Genomic DNA, 14,136 nt, shown 5'->3' on the forward strand with positions numbered 1-14,136 from the left:
ACCTAGGCTGCGGGCGTGAACTACAGCGAACTCGAGGCGGACATTCTCCGACTGATCATCGAAGCCACCGACGACGACGTTCGTGTCTTCGGGGAGGAGACGGTCACTCGTCTGGTGCGGCCGGACTTGCTCCGCGGTGCGGCCGATGACGAACTCACCGAAGACGCCCGAGCGGCACTCACCACCGCCTGCGCGAACGTCCTGACGATCAGCGCCGCCGAACTGCAGGACGAACTCGCGACGATCCATGACGGCATCCTGGCCGATGACGATCTGGACAACGGAGTCCTCACTGCCATCAGCGCGTTGGCGCACTGGCAGAGCTACCTGGAGCAGAACCGGCGCGGCGAACTCTACGAACTCGCCATCCGCAGCATCGAGGATGTCGACCACGAGGTCTCCGCCGATCTGGACGACTTCCTCGCCACACCGGAGATGGCCGCCGAGTACGAGCGCATCCGTAAGCTTCTGGCCCCTGGCGCAGGGCAGGGGCGCCGGAACCCACTGCACGTGGTCCAGGAATGATCTGGCCGCTCGCGTGCGCGGAGAGCAACGGGCGCAGACCGCCGACCAGGCAGTAGCGCCTCCGCAGTGTGATTCCTCAGCCGCCGTCTCCTAGCCGGGCGCGGGACGATCGGCAAAGACACCGTGAAGCATGCCCGTGGCCTGCCCGACCTCGATGAGGTAGCCGTCCGGGTCGCGCATGTAGCAGCGGATCTCCGCCTTGCGGTCCAGGGGCTCGGTCAGGAACTCCGCACCCTGGGCCGCGGCCGCGGCGTAGAACGCTTCGATGTCGGCCACCCGGACGTTGAGGAAAGTCGACACCGGATCGCCGGGCTCGGGCGGCCTGAGGATGACGTCGGGCTTGTCCGGTGTGGGACCACCGCCGGGGTTCATGATGATCCAGGTGTTGGCCACCCGCACGATGGCCGGGTTCTCCTGGAGCACCACCGTGCCGCCAAGGACGTTCGCGTAGAACTCCCTGGAGACGGCTACGTCCCGGACCGTCAGGAAGTGCGTGAGCACGAGCCCCTGGCTCGGGGCCGGAAGATCGCCTTGGTCCGACATTCAGGTTCCTCCGTGTCGCAGGTACTACCTCTGTCCCGAGCCGGCGGTGCGCGTCTTCCTCCGGGTGGCCCGGCCGTGGTCACCGCGCGGCGGCGACCTCGTAGGCACTGCGGAGGACTCCGACAGCCCGCGGTCCGGATCGTCCGCTGTGGCCACCGCCGTACGGCAAGAGGAATTTTCCATTCTCGCGGCCGGAGTACGCCGCACCCGGCCTATCGAGTAGTCGCCGAACCGTCAAGTTCTGGCTAAGCGCAGGAACAGAAGGCGCCCTCTTCGCCTCGTCGTCATCGCCTCGGCGGCCGTCGTGGGAGGGGTCATGCTGTGACATTCCTCAGGGGATGGACTCCGTGGCGGCGAGGGTCAGGGCGCCGGCCAGGGCCGCGCGGGCGCCCAGGGATGAGGACCGGACCTGGACCCGGTCGCTGATCGCGGGTTGGGCGAAGCGGCGCAGGGACTCGCGGATCCCCTCCAGGAGGGGGTCGCCTCCCGTCGCGAGCTCGCCGCCGATGACGAGCATCGCCGGGTCCAGGGCGTTGCACAGGTCGGACAGGACGCGTCCGAGCCTGCGTCCCGCATCGGCGACGATCCGGGCCACCACCGGGTTGTCGACCAGGGCGTCCAGTGACAGGTCGTCGGGCCGTTCGGGGAGCGGGAGCCCCGCCGCGATGAGCTGCCGCCACACCTCGCCGATCGACACCACCGACTCCAGGCAGCCGCGCTGGCCGCACCGGCACTGCGCCCCGCCCTCCTGGATCAGCGTGTGCCCGATCTCCCCGGACGCTCCGTACGCCCCGGTGTACCGCCGTCCCGCGAGGATCAGCCCGGCCCCGATGCCGTGGGACGCCTTGACATAGATCAGGTCGGACACGTTCCGGGCGGCCCCGTGCGTGTGCTCGGCCAGCGCGGCGAGCTCCGCGTCGTTCGCGATCACCACCTCGCCGCCGAGCCTGGCGGTGAGCTCCTCCCGCGGCCGGACCCCGGCCCAGCCCGCGAGGATCGTGGCCGACTGGATCCGGCCGGTCGCCTGATTGATCGGCCCCGGGATCCCCGCCACCGTCCGCAGCACCGAACCGGCCCGGACTCCCGAACGGTCGAGCAGGCCGGCGACGAGGGCCCCCGCCTGGTCGAGCGCGTGCCCCGCCGAGCCGTCCACGTCGACGGGCACCCGGTCCTCGGCGACGACGTGCTGCGCGGTCGAGGCGAGGGCCGCGGAGACGTGCGTGTGCCCGAAGTCGATACCGACGAGATACCCCGGGGGGCGGTGCGGCGACAGCGGGGAGGACGGCCTGCCCCGGCCCGCCCGCTCGGCGGCCGGATGCTCGTGCACCAGGCCTTCGGCCAGCAGCCCCCGGACGATCCCCGCCACCGTGCTCGGCGCGAGCCCGGTCCGGCGGCTCAGTTCCTGCCGGGTCGCGGGGAAGGACTGGTTCAGCGCGTCGAGGACCGCGCGCCTGCTGCGTTCGATCCTCGGGTTCGGTGGGTTGGGCACGGGACGATGGTATCGAATTAGAGCGGTGAATACACAAAATAATGAACTTTAAGAGTGTTGACCATAGAGTTTCGCCCAACTTACGATCACCGGACCGTTTGTGGAGCGTTCCCGTCACCTCCACCACCCCCAGGGAGGCGCATATGGGCCGTGCAGGCACGAAGTGGCGAGGAAGACGGGCGGTGACGCTCGTCATGGCGGCGGCCCTCATGGCCCCGGGAGGGTTCGCGATCGCCCCGGCCCGAGCCGAAGCGCCCACACCCTCCGGCGGACTCGTCGAGGCCGCCGGAAAGGACGCTCGGGTCGTCCGGTCCCCGGACGGCGAGCTGCGGGTGGCGATCGCCACCGAGGACGGGCGGCTCACCTACAGCGTGAAGGAGCGCGGCAGGGTCCTCGTCGGCGCGTCCGGACTCGGCATGGATCTCGCGGGACGGCCCAGCCTCACGCGGGACATGTCCATCCAGTCCGTCGATCGGCGCACGATAGACGAGACGTGGAAACCCGTGTGGGGCACGTCCAGCAAGGTCAGGAACCACGCCAACGAGCTCACGGTCCACGCGGTCCAGGCCGGGACCGGGTTCAAGCTCGACCTGGTGTTCCGGGTCTTCGACGACGGGGTCGGGTTCCGCTACCACTTCCCCGGACAGCCGGGCCTCGGCGCCTACACCGTCACCGCCGAGCAGACGGAGTTCGCCTTCGAGCCCGCCGCGAGGAGCTGGTCGATCGCCGCGGGCACCAACTGGACCGCCGACGAGAAGCACTACCGCGACCTGCCCCTGTCCGGCGTCCCCACCGCGCAGACGCCCATGACCGCCTCGCCCGCCGCCGACTCCTACGTGGTGGTCCACGAGGCCGACCTGACCGACTACCCCAGCATGACGCTGAAGGCGGTGCCGGGACGGCCCGGGGCGTTCTCCAGCGACCTGATCAGCCTCCCCGACGGCACGAAGGCCAAGCTGAACGGCGAGTTCTCCACACCCTGGCGCACCCTGACCACGGGCGAGCGCCCCGGCGACCTCGGCGAGTCCCATCTGGTCGAGAACCTCAACGACCCATGCGCGATCTGCGACGACACGTCCTGGATCAAGCCCGCGACGTACGTCGGCGTCTGGTGGGAACTGCAACGGCGGGCCACCACCTGGAACGCCGGGCCGAACCACGGCGCGACCACCGCGCGGGTCAAGCAGTACATCGACCTGGCCAAGCGGGCGGGCGCCCGGTTCGTGCTGGCCGAGGGCTGGAACACCAACTCCGGCGGCTCGTGGACGGGCCAGGACTTCCTGACCCCGCAGGCCGACCTCGACCTCCCCGAGGTGCTGCGGTACGCCAAGGCCAACGGCGTCGGGTTCATCGCGCACAACGAGACCCGGGGCGACGTCGACCACTACGACCAGAACCTGGAGAAGATCTTCTCCAGCTACGAGGCCCTGGGCATCCACTCGATCAAGACCGGCTATGCCACGAAGTACCTGCTCGGCGGGGTCAACCGCAGCCACTACGACCAGGAGGCCGTCCGGCACTACCAGCGGGTGGTCGACGCGGCGGCCCGGCACCACATCACGGTCGACGCCCATGAGGCGATCAAACCCACCGGCCTCGCGCGCACCTACCCGAACATGATGACGGGCGAGGGCGTCGCGGGCATGGAGCAGCACAACTATATGGGCGCCAACGGCAACCCGCCCGCGCAGGCCACGATCCTCCCCTTCACCCGGTTCATGGGAGGGCCCGCCGACTACACGCCCGGCGTCCTCAACGTCACCTGGGACCCGGCCCGCCTCGGGACCCGCGTCCAGACCACGTCGGCCGCGCAGCTCGCCCTGTATCCGACGTTCTTCAGCCCCATGCAGATGCTCGCGGACACCCCCGAGAACTACGCCGCCCACCCCGGATTCGCGTTCCTCAAGGACATGCCCGCCACGTGGGACGAGACCCGCGTCCTGGACAGCGTCATCGGGGACTACACCACGACGGCCCGGCGGAGCGGCGGGACCTGGTATCTCGGAGCGATCACCGACGAGAACGACCGGACCCTCCAGGTGCCGCTGTCGTTCCTGCCGCCGGGCCAGTTCGTGGCGGAGACCTACGCCGACGCCCAGGAGACCACCTGGAAGGGCGACCCGCTGCCCGTCGAGATCCGCAAGACGCTGGTCAGGTCCTCCACCCGGCTGTCCATGTCACTCGTCGGCGGCGGCGGTCAGGCGGTCAGGTTCAGGCCCGCGACCGCCGAAGACCTCCGGGGCCTCTCCCGGTACGCCGCGCCACGTGCGGACTACGGCGCCGCCGAAGCCGTGCTGGACCAGGGCACCCAGCGGCTCACCGTGAAGGCTCCGCTCACCAACGAGGGCAGCACCGTGGCCGAATTCCAGGCCCGGGTGTTCCTCGACGGCCGCGCCGCCGGCGAGGCCCGGCGCGTCCGCGTGGCGGGCGGCGGAACCAGGACCGTCGAGTGGACGCTGCCCGCCTCCGAGGTGCCCGACGGGGACTTCCGGGTCGCGGTGGGCACGTCCGGCGCCGGTCCCGGCAAGCCGGTCCGGGTGGAGCAGACGCGTTCACTGCTCGACCTCGTCCGGGACCTGCGGCGCGCCGGCAAGCTGACGCCGTCGGCGGCGGCCGGCCTCCAGCCCGCGATCGTCAAGGGCGAGGCCATGCTCCGCCGGGGCGACGTGACCGGCCGTCTCCTGGCCCTGCAGGACGTGCGGCTCGCCCTCTACGGTCTTCCTCTCGACGAGGTGAGCGCGCAGGGCCGCACCGCGATCGACGACCGGCTCACCGCCCGGCTCGGCGCACCGGAGGGGCTCCTCTCTCTCGCACTGAAGGTGCGGGTGGCGACCGACGAAGGCGCCGTCGACCCGGCCCTGTCCGGCAGGCTCACCGCCGAGATCAAGGCCGCTGTCCACGCTGCGGCCGCGCGCGACGCGACGGGGATGAGGGAGGCCCTCGACCGGTTCAACGTCCTGGTCGAGGGCGCGCCGATCGCCCCGGACCTCGCGGCCGGCCTGCTGGCCGCGAGCAGGGCGCTCGCCGCCGAACCACGCACGATCGAGGCGGAGTCCGCGCAGTTCGTCAGCGGCGCGTGCCGGCGCACCGACCACACCGGCTACACCGGCACCGGCTTCGTGGCCTGCCTCAAGACCAAGGACAGCGGCCTGCGGTTCGATGCCCCGGTCAGCGCCGAGGGCCTCTACACGGTCCGCCTCCGCTACGCCAACGCCATGGGCTCGACGCGGACCATGACGCTCGCCGGCGGAGCGCAGTCCGTCCAACTTCAGTTCCCCGACCTTGCGTCCTGGGACACGTGGGCGGAACTGCGGGCCGGCGTCCGTCTCGCCCCGGCCACGCCGCTGACCTTCGTCTACGGGCCGAACGACAACGGCAACGTCAACCTGGACTCGATCACCATCGAACCCGAACTTGGGGCCGTCCACCGATAACCGCCGTCCTCTCCACCCCAGGGGCGCGGACACCCGCGAGCCCGGCCCGGATCGAGCGATCCTGGCCGGGCCGCGGTCGTACCTCCGTTCAGCTCGCCGTGCCGAAATGCCTGGCGGCCTTGGCCGCGGTCGCGGTCGGGTCGCTGAAAAGGTTCAGACGAGTGGCCGGTCACAGATGAGAGCTCGTGGAGACGTCCGGCAACCGGGCTGCGGCGTGGGCGAGGGGAATGGCTTCCTGCTCGATCCGGCGGAACGGCGTACGGCCCGCGGTCGCGACGGTGTCGTACGCGATCGTCTCGGCTTCGGTGAGGTGCGGCAGGATCGCCGAGGACGGCTTGATGGGGCGGCCCGCCTTGTCATGGTTCAGCCCATGCTCGGCGTAGCGGTGCAGGTCGGCGGCGTCCATCAGGATCGAGGTGACCGGTTTCGGTGGCGCGTCGTCCGGGGCTGGCTCGGCCAGCGCGGCGCGGAACCGGTCGAGGATCGCGTATCCGTCCGCGTCGATGTCCCCCCAGTAGACGACGTGGTCCGCAGCACGGATCCAGGGCACGTCGGCGAGCAGGGCCGCGGCCGCCTTGCCGCCGCCCTCGACCACGATCGTGTCCCGCACCGGTGGGAACCAGAGCCGGGAGTCGCGGTTCTCGACGACGAGGACGATCCGCGGCCGGTAGGCGATGTCGTGCGTGTCGCCGGTGGTCCAGGCGTCATGCCTGCGGCGGCCCGACGCGGCGTGGTCGGGATCGACGTAGGTCAGGTGCAACACGGTCGGACGGGACCGGACCTCGGCCCGGACGTCGCGCCCGGCGACGTCGCGCAGCAACGCACCATGGGTGTCGAGCCACTTGGTGTGCATGCCGGGGATCGGGAGCTGACGTGCGGTCCACGCGCCCGCGTCCGGGTGCCGACGCAGCCAGGTCACCGCGCTGAGCAGTACTTCGGCGTCGTCGGCTCCGAGCTCGCAGGCGGCCCGGACGGTGGCCGGGGTGAGGACCGCGCCCGCGGACCGCAGCGACGACGCGAGCGTCCGGGCGCGGGCGACGTCCACGACCTGCGGTCCGGTTCCGGAGACGAGGGCGACGGCGGCGTGCAGGTCCACGACCAGCGTGCTGGGGTAGTCGTCCGTCACGCCCTGGACGGACACCGGCTTGCGGACGATCACGACGCCCGCCGGGTGCCGGTCGGCGAACCGCCGCCAGCGCATGTGCCACTCATGCCAGGCCGCGTGCCCGATCCGCGCCACCGCACTTCCGGTCGACACGCCGGGACGGAGCGGGACGGAGAACGTGACCGGGTCGCCTGCGCCGAGGTCGGCGCACACGGCCTCCGCCCACTTCTGGTGGACCTTGCGACGGAGTGACTCGACCGCGTCGGCCGGGGTGATCAGTCGGGAGGTCACGCCTCGGGTACCGCGACGATGGGTTTCGCCCATGACCGCCCCTCGGCGTTCTTGAGGATCAGGTATTCCGCGTCCACATGGGGTTCGATCGCGCTGTGCTTGTCGTTGGGGGCGCCGATGACGAGCTGGAAGCCCAGCCCGCGCCATGCGCCGATGGCTCGGCCGGTGAAGTGCGCGTCCGCCTTGATCAGCGCCTCGTCGAGGAAGACGGGGGCGTAGCGGGGACGTTCGGCGCCCGCGTCGCCCAGCTGGTAGCGCAGCGCGGCGCCGACGATGAACGCCACCAGTTCCTGCGACTCGCCGCCGGACTTCTCCCCGATGTGGTCGTAGACCGCGACGTGCTCTCCGGCGAGGTCGCACTTCTCCGCGCTGATCCGGACGTGGTTGCGCACGTCGACCAGGTCGGCGAAGTCGGGCGCGGTGCGGCGGATGCGGTCGATCACCTTGGCCATCCGGTGGTAGGCGCGTTCCCGGTCGGCGTCCGTGGCCGCCTTGTCGATGACGGCGCGCACGTCGCGCAGTTCCTTGCGGAACCGGGCACGCACCGCGGAGTGGCTTTCCTGCGGGTCGATGCGCAACCGGTGGCCGTCGTCGGCGAACGGCAGCTCCGCGAGGATGCGGTTGACCGGGTCGATCCGGTCGCGGATCTCCCGGACGGCGGCGGCGAGCTCGCTGTCCAGGCTGGTCAGGTCGTTGCCGGAGAGTTTGAGGAGGCTGTCGCGCCACTCGGTCTCCAGCTCGTGCAGGCCGCTGGTCTCCAGATCGGTGAGCAGGCGGTCGAAGTCGCGGTAGGAGGCGTCCGGTTCGGTGCCGAGGTTCGGGTTCGGCCAGCGCTCGACGAACGTCGAGAACGTCTCGTGCAGCGCCCTCCGCGACCGGCTGATCGATTCCTCCGCCGACTTTCGATCGTCGTGCATCCGTTCGACGCCGCGGCGGTGCGCGGCGTCGAACTCGGCCAGCGCCTTCGCCGGGTCGGCGCCGTCCGGGGCGTCGTCGAACAGCGCCGCCAGGTACTCCCGGTGTTCCCGGCTCACCTCGGCCCCGGTCGCAGCGGCGGTGTCGAGCACCCGCTGGGCGCCGTCCACCTCCTCCACGATCGATTCCCATGCCTTGCCGAGACGCTCCACCTCGCTCTTCTGTCCGCCGATGCGCTCGGTCAGCTTGGTGACCTTCCGCCTGAGCTCCTCCGCTTCCCCCTGTAGCCGGTCGATCTCCGGATTGCCGGCTCGGACCTCGGTGATGACCTGCTTCCAGCGCTCCCGTTCGGCGGTGACGGACTCGACGTCCACCTGGTCCCAGGACAGTTCGGTCAGGGCCTGGTAGGCGGTGCGTCTCTCCTCGAACGAGTTGAGGTCCTGCTCCGCCTTCGTCGCCCGTGCGGCGGCGTCGTCATGACGTTCGCGGGCGTGGCCGATCCGGGTGTCGAGGTCGGCGAGCAGGCTGGTGTTGGTGAATCCCAGCAGGTTGGCCCGTCCGTGACCGCCGTGCGCGCCCCGGCCGCCCTGCGACGTCTGGCCGGTGATGGTGAGCGCCTTGGAGTACTGCACCAGCAGTTTGGGCGTCTCGACGCAGACGAAGTCGAACCCGCGGGCGAGTTCGCTCTTGAGCCAGGCGGTGAACGGCGACGGCCGGTAGTCGAGTCGGCCGGGGAGCGTCTTGTCGTTCAGCCCGACCTCGTCGCGCATGCCGGTGCGGACACCTTCGAACTGGATGCGCCGCGCGACGGGCACCGTGTTGATCGCCTCGCGGAACGCGCTCAGCCGGCCGATGTCGATCAGCATCCGGGTGGCGAACCCGCCGAGCGCCAGGTTGAACGCCTCCCGCCACGGTTCGAACTCCGTGCGCACCTCGATCAGCTCACCGACGAACGGCAGGTCGTCCGGGGTGATCCCGGCGGCGTCGGCCAGCAGGTCACGGGCGGCGTGCAGGGCGGTGGGGATGTTGCCGCGGCGGGCCTTGACCGCGCCGTGCTCGGCGCGCAACCCGGCCAGGTCGCGTTCGGCGGCCGAGCGCTCTGCGGCCGCCGCGGCGAACTCGTTCTGGGCGGTCCTCCTGGCGTCGGTGTCGGCCAGCGCCTTGTGCGCGGTGTCGACCAGAGCGGCGAAGTCCCGGCCGGTCGCCACGGTGGCGCCGACGGTGTCGAGGACCCGGTCCAGTCGCTTCCGTGCGCGTTCGACATCGGCCAGCCGCTGTTCCACCCCACGGATCTCCCGGAGCGCGGTGTCCAGCCGGTCGCCGCCGGAAGCGCGCAGGATGTCGAGCACCGCGTCCCGCCGGGACTCCGCCGCCTTGATCAGCGTGGCCGTCTCCCGGACGTCCTCCTCGGCCCGGCGGCGCCGTCCGGTCAGGTCCGACTCGGCCGCGCGCAGCAGGTCGAGCCGGCGTTCGTGCCGCCACAGCGCCGCGGGGGACGCCGGGTCGGTGAACGATCCGACGGCCTCGATCACCTGCAACCGTGTCACCGCGCTGTCGATGGCTTCCCGGTGGTCGCGGATGGGGGTCAGCGCCCGCACCTGACGGCGGGCGGTGATCATTCGGTCCCGGGTGCCGGACAGCTCGTCGAACTGCTGCACCACCTCGTCCGCCGTGGCCAGGGTGGGCGGCTCCTCCAGGACCATCGTCTTGTACAGCGCGTCGACGGTGGTGATCTGCTGGCCGGCCTGGATCCTGCCGAGCAGCCCGACCGCCTTGTGCCCGTCCCCGGCGGCGCCGATGCCCAGCGCGGTGTGCAGCCGGGCGGTGAAATCCCGGTCGGTGTCGAAGCAGGTCACGCCTGTCGCGGTGACCGCGGCGCGGGCGAGCCTGCTGCCCGCGGGGCCGTCCAGCTCGCGCAGGTCGTAGACGTCGTCGACGGTGGCGCGGACAGCGACGACGTCGTCGAGGGTGCGCGCGGTCGACGGCACGTACCAGGCCCGGAGCGCGGTGAACACCGCACCGCTCCGGTCGGCCCAGGTCATCGCGATCGCCGACCAGGTGTCGCGGCCGTCCCCGCGCAGCACCCGCTGCCTCGTCTCACCGCCCGCCCGTGACTCGTCGAGCTTCCCGCGCGCGTAGGAGAGGATGTTGCGCTGGTCCTTGCCCCGGGGCCGGCCGACCACCCCGCCGTTGGACGCCCCGTTGAACGGCGTGGTGTGCGGCATCAGCAACGCGATGTAGGAGTCCATCAGCGTCGACTTGCCCGACCCGGAACCGCCGCTGAGCAGGGTCGCGCCGGGAGCGTACCGGACGCGGTGGTACCCGTCGTATCCGCCCCAGTTGACCAGCTGCAGATCCCGCGCCACCCACTGCTGCCCCCGCGATGCCGCCGGGATCAACCCGAACAGTGTGTCGATCATGCTCATGGCGCGACCTCGTTCTGTTCCCGCAGCCACTGGTTCAGCTCGGTGAGCTTCTCGGTGCTCAGCACGACCTCGACCAGCGGCGTGATCCGGTACCGGCCCGCGGACTCCTCCGCGAGCAGGCCCTCGGTGACCAGCCGCTGCACCGCGTTGCGGATCTCGCGCTGGCCGCGGGCGAGGTTGTGGTCGTCTGGATCGAAGTAGGTCAGCACGGTCTGTTCCAGCTCTTCGATGTCGACCCGCGCGGACGTCTCACCCGTGCCGCGTTCCCGCTGGAAGACGGTCCGCAGGTGGACCAGCACCAGGGTCTCGGCGCGGTTGTAGGGGTCGTCCTTCAGCAGGATCGGGACGTCCAGTTCCCCCGACCGCACCTGCTGCTTGTAGGCGATGCCCCGGTCGTGGTCGACGACGAGCCGGACGAACAGGTCGTGCAACCGCGACTCGATGATCTGCTGGTTCTCCAGCAGCGTGCGCCACTGTGCCGGGTTCTTCTCGGCCAGCAGGAACCTGCGTTGCAGGAGCCGGACCAGCACCCGCCGCACGTCCACCTCCAGCGTGCCCGTGTCACCGGCGAACAGTTCGGTCGGGTCGTCCTCCATCGGGACCGGCTCGATGAAGCCGGCCTCCTCGCCGGTCGACCACCCGTCGTCCGCCCCGTCCGGTTCACTCATCGTCGTTTCCCGGCCTCTCGTCAGCGGCGCGGGCCGGCGCCGGGTTCGCCGCCAGCACGCCGCCGAACGCGAGCCGTCGCCGGGTCCGGTCGGGACGGACCACGTCGACCACCGCGACCTCCGCCGTGTCGGTCATTCCGAAGTCATGCGCGATCTCCAGCAGGCCGAGCAGATCCACCGGCCGCCGTATCCGCTCGGCCGCCGCGCGGAAGGCGGCCGCGACGTCGACGCCGTCCGCGTCGCCCGCGAACGCCGTCAGATGCGCGCGCAGTTCGGCGTACTGCGGACCGCCCCATGCCCGGGTGTCGGCGGCCGGCACGTCCTCCGCCTCGTCCCATTCCCGCAGCGGCGTGGGCGGCTGGGGCGGCCGCGGGTCGCTCATCGTCTGCCGCAACTGCCCGACGTCGGCCACCGGAAGGCGGCGCAGCGGGGCGACGGCCGTGCCGCGGCGTGATCCGGGCACCCAGGTGTGGAATCCGGACATCACGTCCCGCAGCAACTCGTCCACCTGGCGGTCCCGCATCGGGTCATGGTTGCGCACCTGGGTGGTGATGACGTGCGACGCCTGCCGTTGCGCGGCCAGCACCTCCTTGACGCCCTGCTCGATCCGGCGTGCGATCTCGGCGAGTTCCCGCCGCTGCGGTTCCGGCATCAGCTCGGTGAACCCGTGCCGCAGCACGGTGCGCAGCAGGTTCCACAGGTCGTCGATCTGCGCGGGGTCGCCGATCAGGCGCAACGCCCCGGCGAACGCGCGGCCCTCCGGTGTCGCGTCCATGATCTGCCGACCGCGCTCCAGGTACTCGCGCAGCACCTCCCCGGTCGGCCGGACATCCTGCCGCAGGTCGGCGACGACGTCTCGCTGCATGGCTTTGATCGACTCGGCGACGCGGGCGAAGTCGGCGGGCAACTCCCGTGCCAGATGCAGCACGTTCTCGGCCGCCTCCAGCAACTGGTCGTCGTCGACGGTGTCGACGTCGCCGCCCCGTTCGAGCCGGTCGAGTTCTCGCCGACGCTGATCGATCTCCGTCTGGAGGCGCGCCATCCGGGCCATCACGTCCGGGTCCGCGTCCAGCGCGAGCCGCTCGACCGCCTCCAGCAGCGTCCGGACCCGGGACTCCGACACCCTGGTCCGTGCCCCGCCGACCCGACCCGCCACTTCGAGCGCGCCGACGCCGTGCGCGGACAGCCGGTACACCTCGACGTCGTCGGAGACCTGCCGCACCAGCCAGCCCGCGTGCACCCACTGCCTGCACAGATCACGGGCGTTCCCCGCGGGCAAGGGCTGGTCGCCCTCGTAGCCGTAGCCCGCGGCCCGCAACTGGTCGAGGGCTCCGGCGATCTCCGCATGGGCGTCCGCCACCGCCACCGTCGACCGCTCCGGTGTGAACATCATCGCCAGCACGGTCACCACGAACGGCGCATAGGTCCGGTGGAGCAGATCGAGCATCGGGTTCTGGAACGCCCGAAGCGCACCCTGATATGCGCCCTCCACCCCTTGTGTAGCCATCGCCGACCAGAATACGACCTATGGCTCGACGGCCACGCATCAAAGACCCGACACCATCTTTCATGCACACCTGCCACGCACCCGATCCGGCAGTTCGCCACGGTGCAGGCTCCATGCGTATCGACGGAGTGAACAACGTGGTCGAGTGGGATGCGGTGGCCAAGCCCTGGACGATCGCGGCCGCAGCCGGCAATGACATCGCGGTTCTGCCGGAAGCCCGCCGCTCCGGGGTCGGTCGAGGATGGTCTTCGAGGACCATCTCCAAGCGGAGCCCTGCGATGCTCCGGATGATGTCGAGGTCGGTCAGACGATGCGCCGGATGACCGAAACGGCGCGGGCCAGGTGCGGCTCCGTGCGGCCGGTCCGGTGCGCGAGCGCGAGGTCGACGTGCACCGCGGGCCGTGCCAGCGGCCGGAAGGCGACGCCGTCGAGGGCCAGGGCCGTCACCGGCTCGGGGACGACGGCCGCACCGAGCCCGCCCGCGACGAGAGTGATCAGAGTGGAGGTCTCGCCGACCTCGTGGCGGATCCGGGGCTCGACACCGGCGTCGCGGAGAAGCCCGAGCACCACGTCGTACATCACGGATCGGCGGTCCGCGGAGTGCACGATGAGGTCGGCGTCCGACAGGTCGGTGACCCTGACCTCCCGCCGCGCGGCCAGGGGGTGATCGGCGGGAACGGCGACGACCAGCCGGTCCCGGCGCAGCGGCAGGACCGTGAGCGAGAGATCGGCGATCGGCGGTCGCAGCAGCGCCAGATCGATCGCGCCGGTCCGCAGCGCCGCGGCCTGGTCGGGCACCAGCATCTCGCCGCGGAAGGAGAAATCCACCCCGGGCAACTCCACGGAGAGGCCGCGGGAGATCGCCGGCAGCAGGCTGTAGGTCGCCGAGCCCACGCAGCCGATCGCGAGATGGCCCACCGCGCCGGCCGCGACCCGGCGGGCCTCGTGCGCGGCCTCGGCCACCTCTCCGATGATCTTCCGGGCCCGGGTCAGGTAGCCGCGGCCCGCGTCGGTGAGTTCGACCCGGCGCGTGGTCCGGTGGAGCAGTTCCACGCCGAGGTCGCCCTCCAGCTGGCGGATCGCCTGCGACAGCGGCGGCTGGGCCATGTTGAGCCGCTCGGCGGCGCGTCCGAAGTGGAGTTCCTCGGCGACCGCGACGAAGTACCGCAGGTGACGGAGATCCATATGGGTTGCGTCTCAATAAGCGCGAATATTGATACTTCACTATATCAA

General features: G+C 71.1%; 9 protein-coding genes. 2 read left to right on the top strand and 7 right to left on the bottom strand.

Features of this window, described 5'->3' with window-relative positions; all coding sequences use genetic code 11:
* Positions 1 to 15: 15 nt before the first annotated feature.
* Positions 16 to 525, top strand: coding sequence for a hypothetical protein (locus tag BJ999_RS24685; RefSeq protein ID WP_179835494.1), 510 nt, complete (start codon positions 16 to 18; stop codon positions 523 to 525).
* Positions 526 to 615: 90 nt separating this feature from the next.
* On the opposite strand, the gene BJ999_RS24690 is transcribed toward BJ999_RS24685, so the two are convergent.
* Both BJ999_RS24690 and BJ999_RS24695 read right to left on the bottom strand, forming a co-directional pair.
* A complete protein-coding gene (locus tag BJ999_RS24690) occupies positions 616 to 1,068 on the bottom strand; it encodes a VOC family protein (RefSeq protein WP_179835495.1) in 453 nt (150 codons plus the stop codon).
* Positions 1,069 to 1,399: 331 nt separating this feature from the next.
* Complete coding sequence (locus BJ999_RS24695) at positions 1,400 to 2,557, bottom strand: ROK family transcriptional regulator (RefSeq protein WP_179835496.1); 1,158 nt, start codon at positions 2,555 to 2,557, stop codon at positions 1,400 to 1,402.
* A gap of 182 nt (positions 2,558 to 2,739) precedes the next feature.
* Between BJ999_RS24695 and BJ999_RS24700 the strand changes: the two genes are divergently transcribed.
* Positions 2,740 to 5,991, top strand: a complete 3,252-nt coding sequence (locus BJ999_RS24700; RefSeq protein WP_179835497.1) for a glycoside hydrolase family 97 N-terminal domain-containing protein — start codon at positions 2,740 to 2,742, stop codon at positions 5,989 to 5,991.
* 169 nt (positions 5,992 to 6,160) lie between these two features.
* Here BJ999_RS24700 and BJ999_RS24705 read toward each other — a convergent pair whose 3' ends face one another.
* The 5 genes from BJ999_RS24705 to BJ999_RS24725 all read right to left on the bottom strand — a co-directional run bounded on the left by BJ999_RS24705 (position 6,161) and on the right by BJ999_RS24725 (position 14,088).
* Positions 6,161 to 7,387 carry a Wadjet anti-phage system protein JetD domain-containing protein gene (locus tag BJ999_RS24705; protein WP_218935206.1) on the bottom strand — a complete coding sequence of 409 codons (1,227 nt, stop codon included), beginning with the start codon at positions 7,385 to 7,387 and terminating at the stop codon, positions 6,161 to 6,163.
* Positions 7,384 to 10,728: an ATP-binding protein gene (locus tag BJ999_RS24710; protein ID WP_179835499.1), complete on the bottom strand. Its 3,345-nt coding sequence runs from the start codon at positions 10,726 to 10,728 to the stop codon at positions 7,384 to 7,386. Before BJ999_RS24710 ends, BJ999_RS24705 begins: the two co-directional genes overlap by 4 nt.
* Positions 10,725 to 11,396 (bottom strand): DUF4194 domain-containing protein, encoded by a 672-nt coding sequence (locus tag BJ999_RS24715; protein WP_179835500.1) that lies wholly within the window; start codon positions 11,394 to 11,396, stop codon positions 10,725 to 10,727. Before BJ999_RS24715 ends, BJ999_RS24710 begins: the two co-directional genes overlap by 4 nt.
* Complete coding sequence (locus tag BJ999_RS24720) at positions 11,389 to 12,903, bottom strand: DUF3375 domain-containing protein (protein WP_179835501.1); 1,515 nt, start codon at positions 12,901 to 12,903, stop codon at positions 11,389 to 11,391. The genes BJ999_RS24715 and BJ999_RS24720 overlap by 8 nt, the downstream gene beginning before the upstream one ends.
* Positions 12,904 to 13,206: 303 nt before the next feature.
* On the bottom strand, positions 13,207 to 14,088 hold the full coding sequence (locus BJ999_RS24725) for a LysR substrate-binding domain-containing protein (RefSeq protein WP_179835502.1): 882 nt from the start codon (positions 14,086 to 14,088) through the stop codon (positions 13,207 to 13,209).
* Positions 14,089 to 14,136: the final 48 nt, after the last annotated feature.

The organism is Actinomadura citrea, assembly GCF_013409045.1.
Classification (GTDB): domain Bacteria; phylum Actinomycetota; class Actinomycetes; order Streptosporangiales; family Streptosporangiaceae; genus Spirillospora; species Spirillospora citrea.

Coding starts and splice junctions, on each gene's coding strand:
- BJ999_RS24690 (WP_179835495.1), bottom strand. CDS start 1,068: ATGTCGGACCAAGGCGATCTTCCGGCCCCGAGCCAGGGGCTCGTGCTC.
- BJ999_RS24710 (WP_179835499.1), bottom strand. CDS start 10,728: ATGAGCATGATCGACACACTGTTCGGGTTGATCCCGGCGGCATCGCGG.
- BJ999_RS24715 (WP_179835500.1), bottom strand. CDS start 11,396: ATGAGTGAACCGGACGGGGCGGACGACGGGTGGTCGACCGGCGAGGAG.
- BJ999_RS24720 (WP_179835501.1), bottom strand. CDS start 12,903: ATGGCTACACAAGGGGTGGAGGGCGCATATCAGGGTGCGCTTCGGGCG.
- BJ999_RS24725 (WP_179835502.1), bottom strand. CDS start 14,088: ATGGATCTCCGTCACCTGCGGTACTTCGTCGCGGTCGCCGAGGAACTC.